The 1799-nt window shown below is 41.1% G+C and carries 2 protein-coding genes; both read left to right on the top strand.

All coding sequences use genetic code 11. The annotated features are described in order from the left end of the window. Positions 1-98: 98 nt before the first annotated feature. Complete coding sequence (locus QUA36_RS31145) at positions 99-431, top strand: IS1 family transposase (RefSeq protein WP_333460155.1); 333 nt, start codon at positions 99-101, stop codon at positions 429-431. Between the two features lie 1058 nt (positions 432-1489). Then, positions 1490-1711, top strand: coding sequence for a hypothetical protein (locus QUA36_RS31135; RefSeq protein WP_333168631.1), 222 nt, complete (start codon positions 1490-1492; stop codon positions 1709-1711). The last annotated feature ends 88 nt before the right edge of the window (positions 1712-1799 follow it).

Genomic DNA, 1799 nt, shown 5'->3' with positions numbered 1-1799 from the left:
TAATAGATAGTCTAGATGGAAGCTCATAACGGTAAATGTATTAGTAGGTACATTTTACACCACAAACTCAGGAGAGCCAACAGGAGTTAATGCAGCGGATGCTACTTGAACGTATTTCTCAAGCCGGAATTGCTCAGTTATTACAAGTGTCAGAAGATACAGTGCAGCGCTACGTAAATGCCCGAGCTTTTGTTGTTAAGAAGCAAGTGGAGGTGAGTTCCAAGCCAAAAAAGCGCCTGAATGTTCAGATGGATGAGTTATGGTCGTTTGTGGACAATAAAGGCAATCAGCAGTGGGTCTGGCTTGCATTGGATGCCCAGACTAGGGAAATTGTTGGTGTACATATTGGAGATCGTAGCGCAGTATCAGAAGAGTGCCTTATGGAATTCCATGCCACCTGTTTACCGTCAATGTGCTGTAGTTTATACTGACCATTGGAGTGCTTATGATTCTGTATTGCCCAGTAAACGTCATTATAGTTTAGACTCTCGATAGTGGTTGTACCAGCTATATCGAGCGATTTAACTGCACCATTCGACAACGAGTATCAAGGGTTGGTGAGAAAAAGCTTATCATTCTCTAAAAAATTGGAAAATCATATTGCTGCAATTTGGAGTTTTCTACATCATTATAATGCTAGTTTACAACTCTAGATACCTACTTTTTTTTGAATTCGGTTTTGTTTTATCATCTTGATCCTTTCCTTCAGGGCACTACCGATTCTATTATCTCCGAATACAGCCCCGACCATAACTTAATTAAATTAGTATGGCATTCGAGAAAAAAATATATTTCCATCGATTTTTTACATCAATTGAAGAGCTAGAGTATTTATTGCATAGCTTTTCAATTGAAGGACAAGTAATAATTAAAGGGGAGCTAATAATCAAAAACAATGGTAATGCTTGTATCACAGTTTAAATGTGCAATAGCTTATCATTAGATCCTACTATGCAGCTTTCATTCAAGCGCGAAACTATTTACGGGATAGCCAAGGACTTTCTATTCCAAAGACAGGAGAAGCTCATCGATACGTTCAGCAACAATTCGCTGTCAGTGCCGATCGCACTCGCAAGAAAATAGCATAAAATTTGAGGTACTTGCGAAGCTATCGCGGAAAAGTAGATTAGGATGATACAGTACCTGGATTATCCGGTATTGCATTAAGAGCTATTGGAATTCCGAAAAAGTAAGCTCGGATTTGAGTAGTTTGTAAGAATAGATGGGAGGGTTAGAATATATGATTATCGCTCCTAAAAATGTGCCGTAAGTTACCGATTCCAAGTACCCTGAGCAATTCAACGCTGCTGTTTTGGGGAGAGTTGAAAAACGCTTGGGCGATGCTGCTGGATTGCAAAATTTCGGGGTAAATCTGGTTAGACTTGGGCCGGGAACTTGTTCTGCTCTCAGGCATTGGCACAGCCGGCAAGATGAGTTAATCTATGTTCTGTAAGGGGAAGTTACTCTGATTACAAATTCGGGAGAGCAAGTGCTGAAACCGGCTATGGCGGCGGGTTTTCCGGCGGGGGACGCAGATGGGAATCATTTAGTCAACCACTCTAATGCAGATGTTGTTTATCTCGAAATTGGCGATTCCCTTCGGGATAGCTTCGCTTCACGCACTGATGGTGATTGGGCTAATTATCCCGATGATGATTTAATTGCCAAAGCTAGCGGTAATGCTTGGATTTTTACGCACAAAAACGGCTAGATTTTTGACGATCTCAGGGCTAAAGCCACTGAGATTCTGCTGACAGATTGACTTTAGTTATTACCAAAGCCTAATTCTCGCTACGGTG

Origin of the sequence: Microcoleus sp. Pol10D4, from assembly GCF_036701555.1 — a bacterium.
GTDB lineage: Bacteria > Cyanobacteriota > Cyanobacteriia > Cyanobacteriales > Microcoleaceae > Microcoleus.
This window is presented reverse-complemented; position numbering and strand designations above follow the sequence as displayed.